Annotated in this window: 20 protein-coding genes; 15 read left to right on the forward strand and 5 right to left on the reverse strand. The window is 46.7% G+C overall.

The window, feature by feature from the left end:
- Window positions 1-6: 6 nt before the first annotated feature.
- The 3 genes from NO352_RS23805 to NO352_RS23815 all read right to left on the reverse strand — a co-directional run bounded on the left by NO352_RS23805 (window position 7) and on the right by NO352_RS23815 (window position 3,070).
- On the reverse strand, window positions 7-612 hold the full coding sequence (locus NO352_RS23805) for a TVP38/TMEM64 family protein (RefSeq protein WP_005543467.1): 606 nt from the start codon (window positions 610-612) through the stop codon (window positions 7-9).
- 177 nt (window positions 613-789) lie between these two features.
- Window positions 790-1,965, reverse strand: a complete 1,176-nt coding sequence (locus tag NO352_RS23810; RefSeq protein ID WP_268620890.1) for an MFS transporter — start codon at window positions 1,963-1,965, stop codon at window positions 790-792.
- Window positions 1,966-2,044: 79 nt separating this feature from the next.
- On the reverse strand, window positions 2,045-3,070 hold the full coding sequence (locus NO352_RS23815) for a serine hydrolase domain-containing protein (protein ID WP_005543465.1): 1,026 nt from the start codon (window positions 3,068-3,070) through the stop codon (window positions 2,045-2,047).
- A 245-nt stretch (window positions 3,071-3,315) separates the two neighbouring features.
- Here NO352_RS23815 and NO352_RS23820 point away from each other — a divergent pair, with 245 nt between their 5' ends.
- A complete protein-coding gene (locus tag NO352_RS23820; protein ID WP_005543464.1) occupies window positions 3,316-3,504 on the forward strand; it encodes a hypothetical protein in 189 nt (62 codons plus the stop codon).
- A gap of 500 nt (window positions 3,505-4,004) precedes the next feature.
- Here the strand turns inward: NO352_RS23820 and NO352_RS23825 are convergent, their stop codons facing one another.
- The gene (locus NO352_RS23825; protein ID WP_289356931.1) at window positions 4,005-4,754 is read right to left on the reverse strand and encodes a hypothetical protein; all 750 of its coding nucleotides are present in this window, start codon (window positions 4,752-4,754) and stop codon (window positions 4,005-4,007) included.
- Between the two features lie 546 nt (window positions 4,755-5,300).
- Between NO352_RS23825 and coxB the strand changes: the two genes are divergently transcribed.
- The 14 genes from coxB to NO352_RS23895 all read left to right on the forward strand — a co-directional run bounded on the left by coxB (window position 5,301) and on the right by NO352_RS23895 (window position 18,012).
- A complete protein-coding gene (coxB, locus tag NO352_RS23830; protein ID WP_040734902.1) occupies window positions 5,301-6,374 on the forward strand; it encodes a cytochrome c oxidase subunit II in 1,074 nt (357 codons plus the stop codon).
- 64 nt (window positions 6,375-6,438) lie between these two features.
- Window positions 6,439-8,289: a cytochrome c oxidase subunit I gene (gene ctaD / locus NO352_RS23835; protein WP_051135070.1), complete on the forward strand. Its 1,851-nt coding sequence runs from the start codon at window positions 6,439-6,441 to the stop codon at window positions 8,287-8,289.
- On the forward strand, window positions 8,286-8,906 hold the full coding sequence (locus NO352_RS23840; RefSeq protein ID WP_005543460.1) for a cytochrome (ubi)quinol oxidase subunit III: 621 nt from the start codon (window positions 8,286-8,288) through the stop codon (window positions 8,904-8,906). Before ctaD ends, NO352_RS23840 begins: the two co-directional genes overlap by 4 nt.
- Before the next feature lie 4 nt (window positions 8,907-8,910).
- Window positions 8,911-9,231, forward strand: coding sequence for a cytochrome C oxidase subunit IV family protein (locus NO352_RS23845; RefSeq protein ID WP_005543459.1), 321 nt, complete (start codon window positions 8,911-8,913; stop codon window positions 9,229-9,231).
- A gap of 118 nt (window positions 9,232-9,349) precedes the next feature.
- The gene (ctaG, locus tag NO352_RS23850) at window positions 9,350-10,258 is read left to right on the forward strand and encodes a cytochrome c oxidase assembly factor CtaG (RefSeq protein WP_005543458.1); all 909 of its coding nucleotides are present in this window, start codon (window positions 9,350-9,352) and stop codon (window positions 10,256-10,258) included.
- An 86-nt stretch (window positions 10,259-10,344) separates the two neighbouring features.
- A complete protein-coding gene (locus NO352_RS23855; RefSeq protein WP_005543456.1) occupies window positions 10,345-10,809 on the forward strand; it encodes a DUF420 domain-containing protein in 465 nt (154 codons plus the stop codon).
- Window positions 10,810-11,163: 354 nt separating this feature from the next.
- Window positions 11,164-11,889, forward strand: a complete 726-nt coding sequence (locus tag NO352_RS23860; protein WP_005543454.1) for a hypothetical protein — start codon at window positions 11,164-11,166, stop codon at window positions 11,887-11,889.
- A gap of 37 nt (window positions 11,890-11,926) precedes the next feature.
- Window positions 11,927-12,319, forward strand: coding sequence for a GntR family transcriptional regulator (locus NO352_RS23865; protein WP_005543452.1), 393 nt, complete (start codon window positions 11,927-11,929; stop codon window positions 12,317-12,319).
- 23 nt (window positions 12,320-12,342) lie between these two features.
- On the forward strand, window positions 12,343-13,248 hold the full coding sequence (locus tag NO352_RS23870) for an ABC transporter ATP-binding protein (RefSeq protein WP_005543450.1): 906 nt from the start codon (window positions 12,343-12,345) through the stop codon (window positions 13,246-13,248).
- On the forward strand, window positions 13,245-14,150 hold the full coding sequence (locus NO352_RS23875; RefSeq protein WP_005543448.1) for an ABC transporter ATP-binding protein: 906 nt from the start codon (window positions 13,245-13,247) through the stop codon (window positions 14,148-14,150). Before NO352_RS23870 ends, NO352_RS23875 begins: the two co-directional genes overlap by 4 nt.
- Window positions 14,143-15,429: an ABC transporter permease gene (locus NO352_RS23880; protein WP_268620898.1), complete on the forward strand. Its 1,287-nt coding sequence runs from the start codon at window positions 14,143-14,145 to the stop codon at window positions 15,427-15,429. Before NO352_RS23875 ends, NO352_RS23880 begins: the two co-directional genes overlap by 8 nt.
- A 375-nt stretch (window positions 15,430-15,804) precedes the next feature.
- On the forward strand, window positions 15,805-16,614 hold the full coding sequence (locus NO352_RS23885) for a protease inhibitor I42 family protein (RefSeq protein WP_005543445.1): 810 nt from the start codon (window positions 15,805-15,807) through the stop codon (window positions 16,612-16,614).
- Between the two features lie 122 nt (window positions 16,615-16,736).
- Window positions 16,737-17,378, forward strand: coding sequence for an RNA polymerase sigma factor (locus NO352_RS23890; protein WP_262866382.1), 642 nt, complete (start codon window positions 16,737-16,739; stop codon window positions 17,376-17,378).
- Between the two features lie 238 nt (window positions 17,379-17,616).
- Window positions 17,617-18,012, forward strand: coding sequence for a DUF4367 domain-containing protein (locus NO352_RS23895; protein WP_289356932.1), 396 nt, complete (start codon window positions 17,617-17,619; stop codon window positions 18,010-18,012).
- A 354-nt stretch (window positions 18,013-18,366) separates the two neighbouring features.
- Here NO352_RS23895 and NO352_RS23900 read toward each other — a convergent pair whose 3' ends face one another.
- Window positions 18,367-20,778: a S8 family serine peptidase gene (locus NO352_RS23900; protein ID WP_005543440.1), complete on the reverse strand. Its 2,412-nt coding sequence runs from the start codon at window positions 20,776-20,778 to the stop codon at window positions 18,367-18,369.
- Window positions 20,779-21,031: the final 253 nt, after the last annotated feature.

Raw genomic sequence — 21,031 nt, forward strand, 5'->3', positions numbered from 1 at the left:
GTTCGTTCATAGTTGGTAATGTGCCTCAAGCTTCTTCCCGCCAAGCCATAACAGGAATAGAGCAGCAGCCGCAATGAGAATGCGCCAAGGATGATGGATAAATCCCTGCCAGTCATGACCGATGAAGGCCATAATGAAGATAACGACCGACTTGCCGGCAAATACGGCGCACACGAAGGTGCGAAATGGGATTGTACTAATTCCAGCAGCGATATTAATAAGCGCTGACGGCGTAAATGGGAAACAATATAAGATGAACAGCGGAGTAAACCCTTTTGTTTCTAACCATGTAAAGAAGCGCTTGGACGAGGGCAGGTTTTTCTGTAGGTAGGTACTGAACCGCCCTCCGAACTTGCGTGCCACCCAAAAAACCAAGCATGCCCCGAGGCTTGCTCCGATCCATGAATAAAGGAAACCAAGCCACAGGCCGTAAGCTGCTGCGTTAGCCATAACAAATACGATGAGTGGTAAAAATGGTAGAACAGCCTCTACGAGCGGGAGCATGATTCCAGGTAACGGTCCTAGATTCGAATACTGCTGCATCCAATGCTCGACTTGATTAAGATCCAAATGTTTAAGCCAGTTAATGGTGTTATGTATCCACTCCCACAAAATAAGTTCCTCCCCATTGATGATAGCTACTATATATCTGCTCAGTATCCTAGTACATGTAACGTATTAGCGGCCTATTGGTTTCGGCAGCTTTAGACGTACTGCTTCATGCGGTTAAGAATCACGCAGTTCCCACATGATGAATATAGACCCAATCGCTGCAAATATCAGTGCAAGCTATTGCTCTGCAAACCATCGTGACGGGAATAGTAAATAGACAATAGAAACGATACCGAATAAAGCAGCGCTGATCCATACTACTGTACTGGCAGAAAAGGCACTCGCGATAACCCCGCCAAGTACGGGACCAATTAAAACGCCGATGCCTTCAACTGTGGATAGCAGGCTCCATCCTAATCCTTTCTGGCCTGATGGAACATATAAGGCGAGAAGCGCATTCCAAGCAGGCAGCACAGCAGAATAAGAGAGACCAAGCAGCACCGCGAGTCCATAAGCAACCCATTTTGAAGGGTGCAGTGACAATGACGCAAGCGTCAAGGCAAAGATACCGAATCCAACAACGAGGAATGGCTTGCGACTGCTTTTATCCGACCATTTGCCCATCGGAACAAGTCCTAGCACTGTACAGCCCCCGCCAAGCAATAAAAGAAGCGAATATTCACGGTGCTCGGTAAAGGAAAGCGCCTCTGCTGCGAATGTAGGCAGAATCGGTACGAGCATACTTGCTCCTAGTGTCTGTAGGATCATACCCGGCAGCAGCGGCTTGATAGCCTTTAGCTTCTCTCGCAATGCTTGCCACTGCTCACGCAAAGGAACAGAGATGCGTTCCGACTGCTTGTCGCCAGAGATGAAAAAGCTCAGCAGCCAAGCGGAGGTAGACAAGATTACCAGCAGCCAATAAGAGAGGTTAGGCTGAAAGTCTAAAATGAAGTTTAACACGACAGGACCGGCTCCCATTCCGACTAGCCATATCATATAGAGGAAGCCCATTTGCGCTGCGCGCTGATCTTCCTTTACCTTGGTTAGACATACGATCCATACAGGGGATATTCCTACACCATATAGGGCGGCGGCGAAGATGAAAACCCATGGGATACTTCCGTAATGAAATAGAGCAACACCTGCCAGTGAAATGAGCAGGCCAATATTGATAATCAGTCTAGGCGAGAAGCGATCGAGCAAATATCCAATGGCTGTTTTGAGTACAGTATCGGTCAAGTAGTGTGCAGTAATCGCTGTTCCGATAATCGCCAGACTGATATGCAGCGTGTGTTCGCCGTAAATGGGGATGAATGATACGAGCGCTGCTCCACGCACAAACTCCACGAAGAACAAAATGACAGCGAGCAGCCAAATATCTTTCCCCATGCTTAATGCACGAATTCCTTTCACATACAACGCTCCTTTCCTGATTATACCATTATATCGTGCGGAAGTAGCTGTCGCCAGCGGCGACAGTTCGGATTGCATATTAAGAATATGTAGCTGACAGCAACGTGTCCTCCATCCATCGCCTTGGATGTCTCCAGCGGCATACCCGGGGGCAGCCGGCGAACACAACAGTCATGGAGCGTGATGGTATGACATAGATGACTTGTCCGCCATGTCCAACGGCACAGGCTGCATCTTCATTGCCAAGGCGATGAAGCCACCATTGGTATCCGTAAGCACCGTAAGCGGGCAATCCGGACGAATAGGGACAATGGGATTCGATTATCCATTCTGCTGGTACGACGCGATCAATCCCTTTTGATCCTTCATGGTTGGATGGTTTATGAATTCTATTATCCAGAATAAGCTGGCCGAATCGGAGCATATCACGTCCTGATAGATAGAGTCCGATATGGCCAGCAGCATGTCCGTCAGGCGATATGTCCCAGCGATAATGTTCAATTCCGATCGGTGCGAACAAATGTTGTTTTGCATAGTCATCTGCTCGTATTCCTGTACAGGAGGTAAGCAGAACAGATAATAAATGCGAATCAATACTCCGATATTGAAAATGTCCAATTCGTTCTGGATGAACGGGAAGCCGAAGGGCGTATTTAAGCCAACTGCTGCTATGATGAAAACGACGAATCCAGCGCTCACCGAGCCGATTACCTGTCTCCCAGAGCAGGCCAGAAGTCATTGTAAGCAGGTGCTTGAAGGTAATTCGCCGCCAATCTGGATCCTGTTTGCGCCGTTGACCGATGCTTTGCGGCAAATAATCAACAATCGGTTCATGGAGCGGAGGCATCTCTCCACGATGAACAGCAATGCCCACAAGAACAGAAATGAAGCTCTTTGTAGCGGAGCGAAGGTCATATAGCTGACCCGGAACTGTGCCTTCTGTATTTACTTCGGCGATTAGTTGCCCTTGGTTCGCACAAGCAAAATAATACATGCGTGGAAACAGTCTTATAAGTTCATCCAAAGCCTGCTGCAATCGATATGGATCAATACCGGCTCGTTCGGCTGCGTCAATATGAATCGAAAATAGGGAATGCTGATTCATTGAAATCGCTCCTGTTTATTGTAGTAATAATGGAATGCCAGCCTTACGACAGCTAGATAATGCGTTGTATGTTGTTACTAGCATGCCCAATGGAGAAATGATTAAGATATGTTGGTGTGATTTTGCAGTTCGGCTGAATATGATATACTAGGACTAAAAGGTTGCGAATTCCAGTAAGTGAAGCGATAGTCCAATTGATTCTCCGTTGCGGAGCACGATCTACAACGCTTTGGGAGGGAATTTTCATGGCAACAAAAGGTCACAACGAAGTGAAAGAAAGCTTGTTGGAGATGACACGTATTTTCCGTCCGAAAAATCCTCGGAAATTCGTGAAAGAGTACATCCGGAAGTATCGGATTATGGGCGGCTATGAAGATGAATTAACTCAGCTTGTAGAATTGGAAATGTGCAAAATGGATACCAGTGCGTCGTAACTGTTTATCTTGGATGTTACAAAGTACTGAATGCAATCCTGCAAATGTAAGGAATAACTGACAATACGTACAGAATAGGCGCTCCGGTAGACGGGGCGCCTTGTTTGCATGTTTACAAGAATGACATCATGAGCATGATGTCTTAATGGTTAGTTCCACGCATATACTTGTCATTGGACACGTAGTGCAGGAAGGAGGCGGATCATGGCGATTACGAAAACTGCTGCACAACTGGAGCTTATGTAGAAGGCAGGGCATTTAGCGGCCTGCTGTCATAGGGAAGTAGCGGCAAGGCTTGCGCCAGGCGTTACAACCTTAGAAATTGATCGATTTGTAGAAAACGCTCAACGAACGACTAGGCAATAATGTTCAAATATTTTTCATATATATTAAGGAAGAAACTTGGGGAGGAATGCAGTCCGCATTTCTCCCCTACGAGACAGCAGCGTTCGCACAGCATTAGGTTGGTCTTTTTCTAAGCAAGCAGATCTTTAGCTGGATCAACGCATCGTGCAATGAATGAGCTTCATAATGTCTCCCTCAGCGAACTGTAGTGAATCTCCTGGGTAAGCATGCATGACGTACGGGGTCAGACCGTTGAATAATTCCATATTGGCGCTAATTCTGACATGCTTAATCCCCGTAGCTTTACTTCGAACTGTCTTGTCAATGGTGTGCAAAAGCTCGTCTGATAATTTATTGCTTTCTTTGACAGTGCGGACTGGACTGTCGGAAGTAATGAACCTTGGCGGCCAGCGATTCGCTTCATGCTCCATATATCGAGCCGTATCCGGTGCGCCGATTTGCGATTGCTCATGCTTGCCGCCGCTGCCAATCGTGCCGAGACCTGCACCGTCAAGCGTGAGCGCCACATAGGCTGTATCTTTGCGCTGCAGGACATAGGCTACACTAACCCCATCCAGATGTCCGACGGCATCGCTGACGGATTGGTTAATGAACAGGGAAGGGTGATCTGCTTTCGTGATCTGCTTTGAAGAATAGTTCCCTGATTGCTGCTGCTGGCTTTGTCCCTCACTGTGCATCTGCGGCAATGGATTGGGGGAGGGGGTGGACTGCTCCCTTATCTTCCGATCAGCGTAGTTGGCCTTCGTGTTGCCGCTTGGCGATTTCGACTTCTCAGCCTCCATGCCAGCGCAAGCGGATGTAAGAAACAGGGCAGCAATGATACTGATTGTGACAATCCGGTGAACGCAGTGCTTATTGTTGTGAACATCATTTGACAACTCCATTCAACCTCCTTGTTTACTTCCCTTAGTGTTCAAAATTCAACATTCGAGTATGCAGTTTATAGATTTTTGTGTTCATAACAGGCAACTAACTGCCAGAAATTGAGTGGTTTCGACACAGTCAAGGAGACTCATCTCACTTGTTGAAACCGTTTACAAATACTGATATAAAGCCGTTTTTCGCAGTCTTTGAACACTTTGTGAACTGACCGGGAAACATTGACAAATAAATATATGGAAATTATATTTAGGTAAGTGATTGTAGTAATTGACAGGATTACGACATCCGTGTTCAAAACCGGGTTTTGCCTAAAGGCCTTCGTTTTGAAGAATGGCTTCTGATGGAGAAATATTACCGGTTCGAATCGAATATGCATGCGCCTTCATTGCGTAATGGGCGAGTTGCGCGATGATCGAATGGTTAATATTGGCTCAATTGGATGAACGGCAGCTTGAATCACTTCTGGGCCAAAGGCAAACCTGCATATTAGATTTCGACACAGCATGTGATGGGGTAATCAGCGAAAACGTACAAAGTGGGGTTGATCAATGATGAATCGGTGGCACGCAGTGAAGCGACTACTTCCACTGTTTGCCGGACTCGTCTTGCTCCTGAGTGCTTGCGGTCGTGCTGATATATCGGCTCTTAATCCGCAGGGGCCCATTGCAGACAAGCAGTTCGGATTAATGCAGTTGGCGATTACGATTATGACGCTAGTTGTTATTGTCGTATTCGGTATTTCCATTTATGTCGTCCTTCGCTATCGCAGACGACCGGGACAGAACGAAATTCCGAAGCAAGTCGAAGGGAACCACAAGCTTGAAGTGATTTGGACGGTCATTCCGATCATCCTCCTCATTATTTTGGCAGTTCCGACAGTGAAGTATGTATTTGCTTTCGCTGAGGATTACAGCCAAGACAAGGATGCAATTAAGGTTAAGGTAATAGGGCACCAGTACTGGTGGGAATTCGAATATCCTGAGTACGAAATTACAACAGCTCAGGACATGATTGTTCCGAATGGAAAGAAAATTGCGCTAGAGCTGAAGACAGCTGATGTTCTTCACTCCTTCTGGCTTCCATCCATTGCGGGCAAGATGGATACGAACCCTACCGGTAACGTCAACAAGATGTACATAGAGACGTACGTAGAGGGCGTGTATCGCGGGAAGTGTGCCGAATTATGCGGATACTCCCACGCATTTATGGAATTTAAAGTGAAGGCGGTCAGCGAAGACACGTTCACGGCTTGGGTTAATGAAATGAAGGCTGAACCAAAACCGTTCGAAGGTGACGCACAAGTTGCAGAAAGCTTCAAGCAAAATTGCTTGTCCTGCCATGCTATCGATAATAAGCCGTCCATGGGACCGAACTTGAAGGGGTTTGGTAGCCGTGAAGCAGTTGCTGGTATAATGCTGAACCGGGAAACTGCTGATGAGACACTGGATCAGAAGAAGGTTGAAGAGCATCTTCGCCAATGGATTCAGGATCCTGAGAAAGTGAAGCCAGGCAATAAGATGCCAGCATTCAAAGATAAGTTGTCCGAGCAAGAGCTCAATGGCATCGTGAAATACTTGGCAGAATACAAGCTTGATTCCTTGAAAGCAATCAATAAGCAGTAGATTTTAGCATCTTCTAGGGGAGGTAACGACCTTGGCTCACACGGTGAAGCGACATCGCGGCCTGATGGATTGGCTGACGACGGTCGACCATAAGAAGATCGGCATTCTGTACCTTCTTGCCGGAGCGCTTTTTTTCGGTATTGGCGGTATTGAAGCCATCTTGATCCGGATACAATTAATTAAGCCAATGAATGATTTTGTCAGTGCAAAAGCATTCAACGAATTGATTACGATGCACGGTACTACGATGATTTTCCTTGGTGTTATGCCGATTATTTTTGCTTTAATGAATGCAATTATTCCTTTACAAATTGGGGCTCGCGACGTTGCGTTTCCATTCTTGAACGCATTAGGCTTCTGGACATTCTTTTTCGGCGGCCTGCTGCTGAACCTGAGCTGGCTGATGGGCGGCGTTCCTGATGCAGGCTGGACATCTTATGTACCGTTATCTAATACAGATTACAGTCCAACGCATGGCGTCGATTTCTACACGATTGGCTTGCAGATATCAGGTCTCGGTACACTCATCGGGGGGATTAACTTCTTGGCGACGATTATTAATATGCGCGCGCCGGGAATGTCCTTCATGCGCATGCCGATGTTTACGTGGGCGTCTTTCATTACGTCCGCACTGATTCTGTTTGCATTCCCTGCTGTAACGGTAGGTTTGATTTTGCTGATGTTCGACCGCTTGTTCGGCGGGAACTTTTTCTATGTACCGAATGGGGGAAGCGTGGTGCTCTGGCAGCACATCTTCTGGATTTTCGGTCACCCTGAAGTTTACATTTTGATTTTGCCGGCATTTGGTATTATTTCCGATGTTATTAGTACGTTCTCTCGTAAGCGGCTATTCGGATACAGCTCCATGGTATTCGCTACGATCTTGATCGGATTCTTGGGCTTCATGGTATGGGCGCACCATATGTTTGCAGTTGGCCTTGGGCCAGTAGCGAATGCGCTGTTCTCGATTGCAACGATGCTTATCGCCGTACCAACCGGTATTAAAATATTCAACTGGCTGTTCACGATGTGGGGCGGTTCGATTAAATTCACCGCAGCCAATCTGTATGCAGTAGGCTTCATCCCAACATTCGTTATGGGTGGGGTTACGGGCGTCATGCTGGCCTCCGCGCCTGCTGACTTCCAGTTCCATGATACGTACTTCGTTGTAGCGCATTTCCACTACGTTATCGTAGGCGGCTTGGTGCTTGGCTTGTTCGCTGGTCTCCATTTTTGGTGGCCAAAGATGTTCGGGCGCATGCTGCATGAAGGATTGGGCAAGGCTACGTTCTGGATGTTCTGGGTTGGTTTCCAGTTAACATTCTTCGTACAGCATTTCCTCGGTTTGATTGGCATGCAGCGTCGGGTGTTTACGTATTTGCCGAATCAGGGGTTCGATCTAATGAACCTGGTAAGTACAATAGGTGCAATTATGATGGGTATCGGCGTTCTTATGTTCTTGTACAACATCGCAATTACGTCAAGAAAGCCAAAAAATCTGGGCAACGATCCTTGGGAAGATGGACGTACGCTTGAATGGACAATTCCTTCTCCACCTCCAGAGTACAACTTCAAGCAAACTCCGCTTGTTCGCGGTTACGATGCTTGGTGGAAAGAAAAGATGGAAGGCAACACGGAGATGCAAGCTGCAGAACCGATCGGTTCTATCCACATGCCTTCGCCATCCATTCTTCCATTCATGATGTCAGTAGGCTTATTCGTTGCAGGTTTTGGTTTCATGTTCGCGAAGGATGAGTTTAACAACGCATTGTTGAACGGTCTGTTCCATAATCATATCGTTGCAGGCTTCGGCTTGCTGATTACATTCGGTTGCATGTTCCTGCGTTCGATCAAGGACGATCACGGTTACCATATCGAACCTGAGGAGCTGGAGCAGAAGGGGGTTAAAGCATGAGTGCACCAGCACATCACGCAGAAGGGCAATGGCCTCATGAGCCGGAGAAGGCAACCCTAGAAGGCCGCAACAAGGTCGTTGGCTTCTGGTTGTTCCTCGGTGGAGAGGCTGTATTGTTCGGTACACTGTTCGCCACATTCCTTGCACTGCGCAATCAAATTGGTGATGGCCCTGCCGCTTCCGAGCTGTTCAAGCTTCCGATGATAGCAGCTGCTACACTGATCTTGTTGACGAGTTCCCTAACGAGCGTATTCGCGATTCAAGCGATGCATCGCAAAGAAATAAAATCAATGCTCAGCTGGCTCGCTGTTACTGTCGCGTTGGGATTGGGATTCTTATGCTTGGAGATTTACGAGTTCGTTGAATATGTTCATGAAGGGCATACGTTTACAACGAGTGCCTTCAGTTCATCCTTCTATACACTCGTCGGATTCCACGGCGCGCACGTTGCCTTTGGTGTCGTATGGATTACACTCGTTATTTTGCAAACGATGAAAAAAGGCTTAAATCTGGTGACAGCACCGAAGATTTACGTTTCCGCGCTGTACTGGCACTTTATCGACGTTGTATGGGTATTCATCTTCACGGTTGTATACCTCATGGGAAAGGTGGGTTAACCAAGTGACAACACACCAAGTAACATCAGACAACTCGAAGCGTCGGCATAAGCACGAAGGCAAGCAGAAGCATATTATTGCCTTCATATTCTCTATTGTGCTCACCCTGATTGCTTTTGCTACTGTAGGTGCAGCGGGTGAAGTGAACCCAACGTTCACAGTTATCCTCCTTCTTGTTATGGCGGTCTTGCAGGTCGTCATTCAGATGGGATATTGGATGCACATGAAAGATAAAGGACATATGATTCCGATCATGTTTATGATACTCGGAGCCATCATAGCCTTTACAGCCATTGTTATGGCCGTATATTGGGTATGGTGGTAAGTCGGATAGGAGAGAAGAGGGGACGCGAAGGAGCGTCGCCTCTTTTTCCGTAATAGGGATAAATGTGGCGAAATAGTGGCGTCTCAGGGGATTGCAGGAAGAGGAGGGCTGAACATAGATGTTTGGATTGACAGAATACTTCAGTTTCTATGATGTTTGGAGTCCGTTGTTCCTAACAGCGACGGTACTAATCAATGTGTTGTACTTCGGACTGACGGGGCCATTTCGGGATCGGTTCCCTTCATCTGAACCGGTGCCAGCTTCGAAGAAGCTGATGTTCGTGATTGGGACAGGCTTACTCTATATGGCCCAAGGCGGGCCTATTAACATGATGAGTCATATGATGTTCACCTTCCATATGGCGATGATGGCATTGTCGTATATTATTGTGCCGCCGCTTCTGTTATTAGCTGTTCCGTCCTGGTTATGGCGTTATGTATTGGATCGCAAGCCGCTGAGGCGCTTGAAGCTATTTACGAATCCTATTCTCAGCGCTGTCTTATTCAATACCTTGTTCTCTTTCTATCATGTGCCAGCTGTACATGATTACGTCATGACTCATTACACGGAGCATATCCTTTACTATATTGTATTGTTTATTGCTTCGATGCTTATGTGGTGGCCGATCGTTGTTCCGGTACCGGAGTGGAACTCATTATCAGATGTGAAAAAGATGGGCTATGTCTTTTTGAATGGTGTTTTAATTACCCCTGCGTGTGCGTTAATCATATTTGCGAGCGAGCCTCTTTATGCCACCTATGTGGACAAGGAAGCCTGGGTACAAGCGATGGGGTATTGTATATCCGGTGATCCGGTAAAAATGCTTGCCGCATTTGATGGCCCCGACTTTTTTAATTGGTTCAAGCCAATTGAGGATCAACAGCTCGGCGGGATCTTAATGAAGCTGATTCAAGAAACGATGTACGGCTGCATCCTCTTCTATGTGTTCGTTCATTGGTTCAGACGTGAGAGCAGAGATGATGACGATTTTGTGGACACCGCAGTAGAAGGGCAGTTGAATTCGTAAAAATGCTCTATAATGGGTAGCGTAAGCAGAAGCAGATCAAATTGGACTGCTTCATTGCCGATGCAAATGAGGAGGGCGTTTCATTCGTGGATCTGTACTTTATTATGCCAACTATCAGTACGACTTTCATCGTCGTCAGTGCTATTCTTGTCGCTATCGGTTGGGCTCAAATTATTAAGGGCAAGCGGGAACAGCACAAGAAAACGATGTTCGCGGCAGCTGTAGCTGCGTTAATCTTTTTCATTATCTATATGTCCCGCACGATTTTTGTAGGCAATACCGCATGGGGCGGCCCGGATGATCTCAAGGTATATTACCTAGTCTTCCTGTTGTTCCATATCGTGCTCGCGGCTGTAGCGGCTGTGTTCGGCTTGACGACATTGTATACGGGCTATAAAGGGCGTTATGCGAAGCATCGCAAGCTGGGCAAGTTCACCTCTGTAATTTGGTTCATTACCGCTATTACAGGGGCTACTGTATATATCTTACTGTATATCTTGTACCCAGGCGGCCATACGAAGCCGGTACTAGACGCAATTTTTGGTCTGTAATCGATCTGAATCCGATCCATGAAGGGAGCCAAGCTGCTTTTCATGGATCATTTACTTTACATAGGCTCTAGGCTGTTGTGTGATAAAAGCTCGTTCTATGTGCACCTTGTGCTCGTGAACGGGCTTTTTTTACGTGATAAAAGACATCAAAGGAGAACAGATCGTGAACGGTATAATTTGAAGGCGACGAGGAGGAGTGTTGAGATTTCCCTAATGATGGATTGACAAATGGAGGAATTACTCACTATACTGTGTATAAAGATATACACAGTAAGCACAGTGATCATTAGATAAGCACATCTCCTGTTTAAAGTGGGGAAGGGCTGTAAATAGAGCTCGAGGGGGGATATTGGGATGCGTGGGCATTATCGAGATGCGTGGAAAATTGTAAGGAACGATCTGATCCGATTCAAGTGGGGAATATTCATGACGATCGTGTTCAGTGCTTATATGGCCGTAATGAGCGGTCTGATGCTGAAAGCGCTTCTGAATGGCGTTGAGCCTGCATCGAAAGCGCTTAAAGGGATGACGGATTTTGTGTTTCTTGTAACGATCCCGAATTTTGGCTTCTTTTTCACCCGAAGATCGATGCGTTATATGAAGGATGACTCGTATACGAAGTGGATACGGAAGCTGCGCATACTCCCAATCGATGTGAAGACCGTAGTGCTTTCACGTACAATGCAGATGCTCGTGGCTTTGTTCATCAATATGAGCGTCATGTTAGTGGGGCAATACATGCTTAGTGAGAAAATCAGAAGCCTGGGCTGGATCAGCAGCATCTCCTATGTACTTATGCTGATAGCGTTCGCTATAACTATTAGCTGGGTGTATATCTCGCTTGAGGTGAGCCTGAGCGGGCGATTATATATGAGATACTCATTTATTCTACTAGGTATTATAACGGTTGTGTCCGTTCTGGCAGGGGCAGCCAATGAAAGCATCTTGCAGAGTGCAGTAGGCGTAGCAGAATCGCATCCTTGGATCAGTATCGTATTGTCTATAGTCGTCATTGTCAATTCGAATGTAATCGGAATGAACCGATTGCGCAAAATCGTTTTGAAGCGAGATTGGATATAAAGGAGAACAGCAATAAATCAGGAGGTGATGAGGAGCGGTGTTTATCCCTATTCAAATTAATGAGAACAGCTCTGAGCCGCTGTATGCCCAGATTAAGCACCAGCTTCGCGCACTTATCCTGAGCGGGCAGGTAGAAGAGGGAATGCTGCTTCCGTCCATACGCGAGTTTGCCAATCAGCTCCAATGCAGTGTTATTACAGTAAGAAGGGTATATCAAGACTTGGAGAATGAAGGGCTGCTGCGAACGAAGCAGGGCACAGGGACATTTGTAACACCGGTTCAAGCGGCAGAGCGTGACAGGTATCGGAAGGAAGCGATTGAGCGTGCGCTTGAACAGGCTGTCGAGGCTGCGATGCATGTGGATGTATCGACAGAGGAACTGATGATGATGCTCCGTGAAATCATCGAGCGCAAGCGTAGCGGAAGCTAATATGGGACAAGGAGGGAGAAGCGTTGGACAACCAAGATGTGATACAGATGAGGCAGGTAGTTAAGAAGCGCGATAACTTCCATATCGGCCCACTAAATCTAAGCATTCCGCAGGGCTGTGTCACTGCTATTGTCGGCACGAATGGATCTGGCAAGACGACGATACTCGGAATGAGCATGGGGCTTGTTCAACCTGATGAAGGAACGGTAGATGTCATGCAGCAGAAAACAGTGCCGGAGCTAAGCCCAATTGTGAAGGCGCGTATTGGCTATGTAGGTGAAAGTTCCGATTCAGAGTACGATGATTTAACACCGGAGCAGCTTGTATCCTTTATCTCGCAATGGTATCCGCTATGGGATTGGCAGCTTTATCACCAGCTAATGGCGAAGTATGAGCTGTCACCGAAGCAGAGGCTGGGCAAGATGTCGAAGGGCATGCGGCGCAAGCTGGACTTGATCGTCGCCATGTGTCCACAGCCGGAGCTGCTATTGCTTGATGAACCGTCTTCTGGGTTCGATCCACTGTCTTGGCGCATGATGATCGACGATTTGCATAAGTTTTTGCAGGATGGGAAGCGCACTATTCTTATCGCCACGCACATCGTAGATGAGGTGAAGCGATTAGCGGATTATATTCTGATCGTGCATAAGGGCAAGATCCTTCAATTTATAGAGAAAGATGCCTTATTCGATGCCTGGAAGTTGTTCGTTGTAAACGGTGAGGCAGCAGATTACGAGGGTGCGCCAGGGTTGATGAAGGCTGTATCAGAGCGCTTTGGAGCAAGGCTAATTGCATATGATGCAACTCACTTAGAACGATTTTTGCAGGATGAGGGAATTGAGGTCGTTCAGACGCATGCCTTGGAGCTGGATGACATTTTAGCTTATATGATTGAGATGCATATTGAGGGGAGCGTATACGCGCAATGAATCCATTACAGTTGCAGCAAGTTGTGAAGCAGTACGGTGACAAGACAGCCGTGAACGGTCTTAGCTTGAAGGTAGAAGAAGGAGAAATCTACGGATTGCTTGGCGCGAATGGCGCCGGGAAAACGACGACGATGCGGATGGTGCTTGGTCTTATTTATCCGGATGGCGGTTCTATTACGTATCATGGCAAGCCGTATCATGAAGGGTTGACTCGCATCCTCGGATATTTGCCAGAGGAACGTGGAATGTACCCGAAGGTGAAGATCAGCGAGCAAGTAACGTACTTAGCACAACTGCGCGGGATGAAGCGTGCGGAAGCGGATAAAAATCTGAAATATTGGCTGGAACGCTTCAATGTACCGGAGAATTACAATAAGAAGATCGAGGAGCTTTCTAAGGGGAATCAGCAGAAGATAGGCTTTATTGCCGCCATTGTGCATAAGCCGAAGCTGCTTATTTTGGATGAAGCATTCAGCGGGTTGGATCCCGTTAACGTGGAACTGTTGAAGGAGACGGTTAAGGAGCTGCGCGATCAAGGAACGAGCATTTTGTTCTCTACGCACCGGATGGAGCATGTAGAGGAGCTGTGCCAGAACCTTACTATTTTGCAAAAGGGGAATGCAGTGGTTCAAGGCTCGCTGCGCGATTTGAAATCTCAATATCCGCGTGAACATGTCATTTTGCGTACGAGTGGAGATGTGGATGGTTTAGATCGCATTGCAGGTGTTCAATCCGTATCCAAAATCGGAGACGGCTATAAGCTGCGCATTTCCAATGAAGCCGCCGCGCAGGATATCCTGCAGCTGGCCATGGCGCAAGCGACGGTGCAGCAGTTCGAGCTGAAAGAGCCGACTTTGAACGAGATCTTCATTAAAGCAGTTGGAGGCGAATCTAATGCATAACTTGGGGACGGTCATCAGATTCACGTTGAAGACGAAAATGATGACGAAGTCGTTCGTCATTACGACAATTATATTAGCACTCATTATGACAGTTGGGGTTAACATACCATTTTTGATCTCTCAATTTTCGAGCAATGAGCCAACATCGATTGGTCTTGTACAGGGCGGTGATTATGCGGAAATTGCGAAGTCATTCGAGGAGCAACTGACGAAGCACGGCAGCAGCGACTTGAAGCTTGTTCCGTCTGCTTCTGAGGAGGAACTGCGCAAGAAGGTGGACTCCGGTGATCTGGAAGGCTATCTGAAGTTCGATCCGAAGAAGGATGCAGCGGGCAATGTAGAGAAGCAAGCGTTTCCGCAGGTTGTGTTCCACGGCAAGGATGAGCTTGGACATGGCGATGAAGCGACAGTTACCGGCGCTTTAAGCGCGGTGAAGACAGAGTGGCTCGTTAAGGATTCACTTACCGAACAGCAGAAGGCAGAACTGAGCAAGCCAGTTACGATTGATACACAGAAGATCGTGAAGGAAGGCGAGAAAGCGACGGAAGAGAATCCGATGCAAAAAGGAATTTCCATTATTGTCGTGATGGTGTTAATTGTGCTGTTCTTCATGACAAATACGATGACAGGCAACATGATCGCATCCGAGGTTACACAAGAGAAGAGTTCGCGCATTATGGAAATACTCATTACGAGCGTCTCTCCGCTGGCGCAAATGTTCGGGAAAATTATCGGGATGTTCCTACTCGGACTGATGCAAATTATTGTGTTCTTCGCAGTGGTTGTTATTAACCTCCTGCTGCCTCACAATGCGGCTCCATTGAAGGATCTCAACTTTGATATTTCGATGATTGACTGGACGGTAGTAGGCGGCGGATTGCTGCTCTATGTACTTGGCTATTTCCTGTATGCAACACTATTCGCGGCAGTAGGCTCGATCGTAAGCCGGACGGAAGATTTGGCACAGGCGGCTATGCCGATTTCACTGCTCACGATGGCGGCATTCTATATTGCAATCTTTAGCGTCTCGACACCGAATACATTACTGGTGAAGGTAAGTTCCTATATCCCGTTCTTCACACCGACCTCGATGCTGCTGCGCATCGGGACAGACAGTGCAGCATGGTGGGAATTCTGGGTGAGCATTGCGATTTTGATTGTATCCATTCTGTTCTTTGGCTGGCTCGCTGCGAAGATTTACCGCACAGGCGTCCTTATGTATGGCAAGCGTCCATCGTGGAAAGAAATCCGCAAGGCGATGAAAGCGTACAAGATTTAGAGATACATGATTACTGTGATGCGAGTAACAGTTATAATTGGGACTGATTACAACAATAAAAGAGACAAATGATGGTATATGTTTGAGACAATGTATATTTACCTGATAAGCCAAAACCTTTGGTCTATCAGGTTTTTTCTATTTATCCAACTTTATTTATGTATATCATGTTTGGGGGCAAGTGATTGAGAAAGCAGGTTATAAAAGCATGTTTCTTTTTTTTTTTTTTTTGAGGGTTTGCAACAATTTCGTTTCGTCATTTGTATACATAATAGAATGTCGAAAAACAGAAGGAATGCTGATATATTTGCAATGGTAAATGAGGCTCTTTCTGTACCCTTTCATTTTAAATAAAAATTATGGGAGGAAAGTGCAATGAAAATTACGAAATCTATGATCACGGTTGCAAGCCTAGCAGCTTGTTTGTCTGTTGGCAGCATGAGTATTCAGGGTAATGCTTATGCCAGCATTACCTCCGTGAAGTCGGCAGGCGGCAACAAGGCCACGGATGCAATCAAGCCTGCGAAAAAGGAGAACGATCATCTAAAAGAAATTAATGTTGCAGCGGGTAAAACGTTCGATATCACGCTAGAGGAAAATGTGACGACCGGATACTCCTGGAGCTATGTAACCGATCAAAACGGAATTAAACTTGTGGCAGAGAAGAGCCGAAAGCCTAATCAGGGCGAAGCTTTCGCATTAGGTGCGGGGAACGAAAAAACATGGACGTTTAAGGCCACCAAGCCGGGTACGTATACGTTGACATTTACCTACTCCCGGCCATGGGAAAAGGAGCAGAAGGCTGCGGATACGAAAGTGTACATGATTAAAGTGACCGAACAGGATAAAATAGCTGAAAAACAGCAGTCTCCGGCTGTGTTGGGAGTGGATAAGGTAAACAGCGTGAAAACGGGGCAATGTTTCAGCGTAAACATGGAAGAGAACACATCGACCGGATACTCCTGGAGCTATGTAACCGATCAAAACGGAATTAAACTTGTGGCAGAGAAGAGCCGAAAGCCTAATCAGGGCGAACCTTTCGCATTAGGTGCGGGGGATGAAAAAACATGGGCGTTTAAAGCCACCAAGCCAGGTACGTATACGTTGACATTCACCTACTCCCGGCCATGGGAAAAGGAGCAGAAGCCTGCAAAAATGTTAACTTATACGGTAAAAGTAAACTAATGCTCCGTTGCTTGACAACATGGGTTCCGCAAAAAATAAAAGGAGATCGTCCCTGTTCTTAGGAATGGGGACGATTTCGTCTAATCATCGAATCAGGAGGAAGGCTTGGTAGGAGGTCAACATTGGATATCATTGAACAAGTATACAGCAATCCGAAGTATCGCTATATGCGATATATTTTATCTTTGAGCAGTACGCTGCTGACACAGATTCGGAAATTGACCTCAAGATGGAATTGTGGATATGCACATGCCGTGGCCAAGGATTCAACCGAGGAACAGGAAGGTATCCAGTACAAAACAGAAAGGCTATTTGAGGAACACGGAACGGCCATCTTGCGTTTGTCGTATTCGTATTTGCACAATCTTACCGATGCCGAAGATGTACTGCAGGATACATTGTTACAATACATGCGGTCTGTCCCTCGTTTCGAAAATGCTGCACATGAAAAAGCGTGGCTACTGCGGGTGGCAATCAACATCAGCAAAAATAAAATCAAGTCTAAAGAGAAGCTCGACGACGCTGAACTGGACGAAGGGCTACTTTCAGACGATGAGCAGGATTTGAAGTTCGTATGGGAGGCAGTAAGCAGCCTGACGGTCATCTATCGCGAAGTGCTGCATCTGTTTTACCAGGAAGGGTATTCGACCGCGCAGATTGCACGGATATTAGACAAAAAAGAAACGACGATCCGTTCGCTTTTGCACCGAGCCAGAGAGAAGCTCAAAATCGTTTTGAAGGAGGATTATGACTTTGCCGAATAAATATAACGAGATCATGAACAGGGTAACAGTCACTCCTGATATGCACGAGCGGATCGTGCGAAACATTCGCAGCGCGGACTTAACCCCTCAAGAAAAACGATTTCTGAGATTGTTTCATCATACCAAAAGAGTCACTTGCGTGGCTGTTTGCTGCCTGGTTCTCCTCACCGGTACCCTAGTGACTACGTATTATTATCATCAGGATGATACAGTCCCCAACGTCCAGGGCCCTGGCCCTGTGTTAGTATCGCCTGGCATTAAGGAGTATTCGTCGCTGCAGGAACTTGTGGCTGGTATCGGGTTTGAAGTAACTGATATTGGGGGAATTCCGTTTGAAGTGGAGGACACGAGCTACTTTTCAATAGGGGTAGAGACGGCTCAAATTCGTTATAGCGGTGCCAATAACAGCCTGACGTTTAGGATTTCGCCCGGCACGAACGATAATAGCGGCAACTATGAAGAGTATGGTGACGCGAACATCATTCAAATCGGAAATGAACAGGCGACCATCAAAGGCAATCAAGGCAAATATGAACTGGCAATATGGAACTCGCAAGGATTTTCGTATTCCTTGAGCCTGAAGAAAGGCGTCAGTGTAGAAGAATTGTTGTCCATGATCAAGTCAGTGAGGTAATACCTTCAAACTTATTGAAAAAATAGATCATTTCGTTCCCCGTGATAGACCGATTGGGCTGAACTATTTTTTGAAATGCGGAGCTGCGTTCATTTTGGGTCATAATAAACGCATCCGTATGTAAGTGTGCCCGAGAGGCGGAGATGGCCTTCAAAATGGATGGTACGTAAAGTGTGTGAATCGATTATGGGCCAAACGAAAAGTGAATAATTGGCTATACCGCGTTTAACCGCGGTATAGCCTTTTTTGCGCATTCGGTAATGAAATGGGGTGACTTCCTTCGTTAGCAGTGACGAGATGAAGCAATAGTAGTCAAACAAATTTCATGATGGTGGTTAGTCTGAAGGGTCTACCCTATTCCTGTATAGGCGACCAAAGTGCAGTTACATTAGAAGGCTCCCAGCCGTCCAAGGAAGTATGCGGTTGCATACATGCATAGATTACACCGCTATATGAGACAAGATCGCCTACCTTGTATGGTTTGCCTATCTGCCATGGCTCTGTATTCCCCTCTGGTTTTGGAAGTTTAGCTGTTACCGATTGACTGTCGGGGGAGACATTGCCTTGTCCGTCGATGATCCTGACTGTAAAGGTATACGTATTGCCGGGACTAAGATCTTTTACCGTGTAATTGGTTTGACTGCTGGTTCCGATTTTTTGCTGCTGTTGATAGATTTCGTACGTAAGGCCTTGAATTCCTGTGTTCGGATCGCTCCAGCTCAGGTTCACCGAATTATACGTGACTGCCGTTACAGCCAACTGCTCAGGCGCCTTCAGTACAATCGGTTCTGGGTTTTCAGGGGCTTGACCAAGAATAGAGGAACGATTGCCTGATACAACTAATGCAAATGACTGTGGGCCTTGCGGAACATTGTGTCCTTTGATGGTTACGGTATATTCACCCGTAGTTGGAGTTGAAAGATATACATTTTCCACGTTGTTGATATCATCGTTGTTGGTACAACTTGTGCTAGCCGTATTTTGTACGAAGCAGTTGCCTTTGTAGAGTTCGCCAGTCGGTGCTTTTACTTCAAGATCGAGATCATTAACTAATTGCTTGCCAGCTTGAACGGCACCTTGGTAATCGCTCCAGACAAGAGATATCTTGAGAGGCTTGTCAGCTTCAGCCTTGACACGGTAGGAGATAGAATCGTTTGTTTTTAAACCTGTAGTATTGTCGATGAAGTCATTGGTTCTTCCCTCAGTGGGGGTGAGTGAGTTCACGAGGTTAACCTGTCCCCATCCTGTCTCTCTGCTCATCCATCCATATCCTACATCTTCAGCTCCATTAATGAGCGTAGCCTTGATAAGCGCGGAGGAAGGGGTTATGTGTTTGTTTTCTGTATAGAACTCGCGAACGATGGCTGCCGATCCCGCGACTGCCGGAGTTGCCATAGAGGTGCCTGACATGGTGGTGTAATATTGATTCGGGTTAGCAGGAGTGGATGAAGCCGATGAACGAACGGATATAATGTTGGAGCCTGTGACGACAACATCAGGCTTGACCCGCCCGTCCAAGGTGTAGCCTTTACTTGAGCCCACCGCAATTTGATTCGGATTTGACTTTTGAAGATTGCCGACAGTGATGGTATTCTTGGCGTTACCGGGTGCATTGACGGTTTTGTAGCCGCCCCGGCCGTCGTTGCCGGCGGCGAATAATACAGTGAAGTTCTTGTCATTGAACGTAAATTCGTCAACGCGTGAAGAATTGGCGCTATAGGTGTAGTTGAAGCGGGAACCCCAGGAGTTGGTGTGGATGGCTGAACCCTGCTGCTTTGCGGCGCTGAACAGATTGCGTACATCGCCTGTGCAAATGGAGTCGCCGCCGCAGCCGAGCGCTTGGAAGAATAGCTTGGCGCCATAGGCAACGCCTTTATATTTCCCATTGGACATTGCTCCTGTACCGAGCACGGTGCCCGCTACATGCGTGCCATGTCCGTTCGTATCTGCCCATGTTCCGCTTGCGATAGGAACCGGCGCTGTGTGAAGCTGACCTTCGAAATCCTTATGGAGTGTGCTTAGATTACCGGAATCCAAGCCGCTGTCGGCCACGGTAACCACTTGACCTTTTCCGGTCAATCCATTGCTCCATACGCCATTCGACGTGGCGGCCCCAACTTGATTAGTAACGAAGTCGTTGAAGATCTCATCGGCAGGCTTAGATTCGACGAAGGTGACATCGGGTTGATGAAGAACAAGCGGGAGTGATTCATTGCTTACTACAGCTTCAATATAGCCTTCTTGTACATCGGTAACGGGGATGGCTTGCTGCTGAAGTGAGCGGGCAACTTCTGCCTCACTGCCCCTGAATACCGAGATGACATAGTTGCTTGTTGGAATGTCTTCTGATGTGGAGAGATTGCCGTTCTTCCACTCTGGCTGAAAGAGGGTAATTCTGTAAATCTGATCGTTTGTGGCGAGGATGGCGGCTTGTTGCGAGTTCATGCGTACGAGATAAGCATAGTCAGGGAGATAATCTCCGAGTTCCGCTCCTGCCTGTTGCAAGAGCTGTTTGGAGGAATCTGTGATGACGTCGTTGAATTGAACAACGTACAATTGGCGTTGCGTGCTTTCTTCATCAAATTGCAGTCCGTATTGTTCATTTTCATTTTGGAGATTGATGGTACCCGATCGCAAGTGGAGCAGCTTCTCGGTTGAGTTGTTCGCGGATCCTTCATAGGCGGACACCGCTGGTGACATCAGGCTGATTGCCATTGCAATCGACATGATCAGAGAAAGCACTTTTTTGTTGTTTTTGTTCGCCAAATATTATTCCCCCTAGGTATAAAAAGTATAGTCTAGTCTGACAATGCTAGCATTTTTAACGAATAAGCTCACCTCCAAAATGATAGATTTACATGTTTTCCCCAATTTGTAAAAGCAATCATAATAACTGGGCAAAAATGTAATGAACCCATTTTATAATAGTTTTACTGTGATTACCAGATAATATTTTTTGTGATTATGACGTGTTGGATTAACAATTACGAGTTATGCGTAATCGTTATAGCGGAGATAG

The organism is Paenibacillus sp. S-12 (assembly GCF_030363895.1).
Taxonomy (GTDB): domain Bacteria; phylum Bacillota; class Bacilli; order Paenibacillales; family Paenibacillaceae; genus Paenibacillus_B; species Paenibacillus_B alvei.

Coding starts and splice junctions, on each gene's coding strand:
- NO352_RS23815 (WP_005543465.1), bottom strand. CDS start 3,070: ATGAATCAGCATTCCCTATTTTCGATTCATATTGACGCAGCCGAACGA.
- NO352_RS23820 (WP_005543464.1), top strand. CDS start 3,316: ATGGCAACAAAAGGTCACAACGAAGTGAAAGAAAGCTTGTTGGAGATG.
- NO352_RS23825 (WP_289356931.1), bottom strand. CDS start 4,754: ATGGAGTTGTCAAATGATGTTCACAACAATAAGCACTGCGTTCACCGG.
- coxB (WP_040734902.1), top strand. CDS start 5,301: ATGATGAATCGGTGGCACGCAGTGAAGCGACTACTTCCACTGTTTGCC.
- ctaD (WP_051135070.1), top strand. CDS start 6,439: ATGGATTGGCTGACGACGGTCGACCATAAGAAGATCGGCATTCTGTAC.
- NO352_RS23840 (WP_005543460.1), top strand. CDS start 8,286: ATGAGTGCACCAGCACATCACGCAGAAGGGCAATGGCCTCATGAGCCG.
- ctaG (WP_005543458.1), top strand. CDS start 9,350: ATGTTTGGATTGACAGAATACTTCAGTTTCTATGATGTTTGGAGTCCG.
- NO352_RS23860 (WP_005543454.1), top strand. CDS start 11,164: ATGCGTGGGCATTATCGAGATGCGTGGAAAATTGTAAGGAACGATCTG.
- NO352_RS23875 (WP_005543448.1), top strand. CDS start 13,245: ATGAATCCATTACAGTTGCAGCAAGTTGTGAAGCAGTACGGTGACAAG.
- NO352_RS23880 (WP_268620898.1), top strand. CDS start 14,143: ATGCATAACTTGGGGACGGTCATCAGATTCACGTTGAAGACGAAAATG.
- NO352_RS23885 (WP_005543445.1), top strand. CDS start 15,805: ATGAAAATTACGAAATCTATGATCACGGTTGCAAGCCTAGCAGCTTGT.